Genomic DNA, 603 nt, shown 5'->3' with positions numbered 1-603 from the left:
GGAGTTGATTGTTGAACGGCAGAAGCTGCATCAGCTGGTCTCCGATATGCATAACAACGGAGAGATAGAGCAAGAGCGAGATTATAAAAGCGGCTTCGCTGAGAAATTCAGTAAGAAATAATGTCAGGTCTTAAGTTGACAGATGGGGATACGGTTGTCAATATATGTGTTGACGACACAGAGGGCGAAATCATTGAGGTTGCCTTTCTGAAGATACAACTACCCAAGAAGCCAACTAAGAAAAACATACTCTTCCACGACCTACCAAAGAAAGACCAACGTTGGCATCGCCACGAATTGCCAAAAGAACTGGGCGGAATCAAGACGATGGACGACTGGTACGCTGCGCCAAAAGAGTTCCAGCAGAAATACAGCCCCTACATTGAGCAGGAGTTTCAAAGACGACGCAATGGCGTATGGTTCTACAATAACGGTGTTCCAACATACATTACGGGACACCACTATATGTTCCTGCAGTGGAGCAAGATTGACATAGGCTATCCAAGCTATCTGGAGTTCCAGCGTAGGCTGTTTATCCATCAGGCGGCCTGTGAAGCGGACCCACGATGTATGGGACAGATTTATACCAAGTGTCGTCGTTCT

1 protein-coding gene is annotated in these 603 nt (G+C 46.6%); it reads left to right on the top strand.

The annotated features are described in order from the left end of the window. Positions 1-120: 120 nt before the first annotated feature. Positions 121-603: hypothetical protein (locus AC1QQ2_RS14905; RefSeq protein WP_479713733.1), on the top strand; the 483-nt coding region annotated here is incomplete at its 3' end.

It is taken from the genome of Aestuarium sp. (assembly GCF_023253315.1).
Lineage (GTDB): Bacteria > Pseudomonadota > Alphaproteobacteria > Rhodobacterales > Rhodobacteraceae > Marivivens > Marivivens donghaensis.
The sequence above is the reverse complement of the archived record's forward strand: the minus strand, read 5'-3'. Positions and strand labels throughout refer to the sequence as shown.